The 1,786-nt window shown below is 57.6% G+C and carries 1 rRNA gene (only partly in view); it reads left to right on the top strand.

Features of this window, described 5'->3' with window-relative positions:
- The first annotated feature begins 55 nt into the window (after positions 1-55).
- A 23S ribosomal RNA gene (locus tag ACZ7LU_RS39795) occupies positions 56-1,786 on the top strand; it runs 1,492 nt beyond the window's last position.

Here is a 1,786-nt window from a genome sequence, read left to right as displayed (position 1 = left end):
TGTGATGGGTGGTTGGTCGTTGTTTGAGAACTGCACAGTGGACGCGAGCATCTGTGGCCAAGTTTTTAAGGGCGCACGGTGGATGCCTTGGCACCAGGAACCGATGAAGGACGTGGGAGGCCACGATAGTCCCCGGGGAGTCGTCAACCAGGCTTTGATCCGGGGGTTTCCGAATGGGGAAACCCGGCAGTCGTCATGGGCTGTCACCCGCTGCTGAACACATAGGCAGTGTGGAGGGAACGCGGGGAAGTGAAACATCTCAGTACCCGCAGGAAGAGAAAACAACCGTGATTCCGGGAGTAGTGGCGAGCGAAACCGGATGAGGCCAAACCGTATGCGTGTGAGACCCGGCAGGGGTTGCGCATACGGGGTTGTGGGATCTCTCTTTCACAGTCTGCCGGCTGTGAGACGAGTCAGAAACCGTTGATGTAGGCGAAGGACATGCGAAAGGTCCGGCGTAGAGGGTAAGACCCCCGTAGTCGAAACATCAGCGGCTCGTTTGAGAGACACCCAAGTAGCACGGGGCCCGAGAAATCCCGTGTGAATCTGGCGGGACCACCCGTTAAGCCTAAATATTCCCTGGTGACCGATAGCGGATAGTACCGTGAGGGAATGGTGAAAAGTACCGCGGGAGCGGAGTGAAATAGTACCTGAAACCGTGTGCCTACAAGCCGTGGGAGCGTCGCGTGCAGCACTTGTGCTGTACGTCGTGACTGCGTGCCTTTTGAAGAATGAGCCTGCGAGTTTGCGGTGTGTTGCGAGGTTAACCCGTGTGGGGAAGCCGTAGCGAAAGCGAGTCCGAATAGGGCGACATAGTAGCGCGCTCAAGACCCGAAGCGGAGTGATCTAGCCATGGGCAGGTTGAAGCGGCTGTAAGAGGTCGTGGAGGACCGAACCCACCAGGGTTGAAAACCTGGGGGATGACCTGTGGTTAGGGGTGAAAGGCCAATCAAACTCCGTGATAGCTGGTTCTCCCCGAAATGCATTTAGGTGCAGCGTCGTGTGTTTCTTGCCGGAGGTAGAGCACTGGATAGGCGATGGGCCCTACCGGGTTACTGACCTTAGCCAAACTCCGAATGCCGGTAAGTGAGAGCACGGCAGTGAGACTGTGGGGGATAAGCTCCATGGTCGAGAGGGAAACAGCCCAGAGCATCGACTAAGGCCCCTAAGCGTACGCTAAGTGGGAAAGGATGTGGAGTCGCAGAGACAACCAGGAGGTTGGCTTAGAAGCAGCCACCCTTGAAAGAGTGCGTAATAGCTCACTGGTCTAGTGATTCCGCGCCGACAATGTAGCGGGGCTCAAGCGTACCGCCGAAGTCGTGTCATTCCAGCACATACCCCCAACGGGGGCTGGGATGGGTAGGGGAGCGTCGTGTGCCGGGTGAAGCTGCGCCGGAAGGCAGTGGTGGACGGTTCACGAGTGAGAATGCAGGCATGAGTAGCGATACATACGTGAGAAACGTGTGCGCCGATTGACTAAGGGTTCCTGGGTCAAGCTGATCTGCCCAGGGTAAGTCGGGACCTAAGGCGAGGCCGACAGGCGTAGTCGATGGATAACCGGTTGATATTCCGGTACCCGCTGTGAAGCGTCAAACATCGAATCAGGCGATGCTAAGTCCGTGAAGCCGTTCCGGACCCTTCGGGGAAAGGAAAGTGGTGGAGCCGACGGACCAGACTTGTAGTAGGTGAGTGATGGGGTGACGCAGGAAGGTAGTCCAGCCCGGGCGGTGGTTGTCCCGGGGTAAGGGTGTAGGCCGTGCGATAGGCAAATCCGTCGCACATGAGG

This window comes from Streptomyces sp. NPDC039462 (assembly GCF_055639375.1).
The sequence above is the reverse complement of the archived record's forward strand: the minus strand, read 5'-3'. Positions and strand labels throughout refer to the sequence as shown.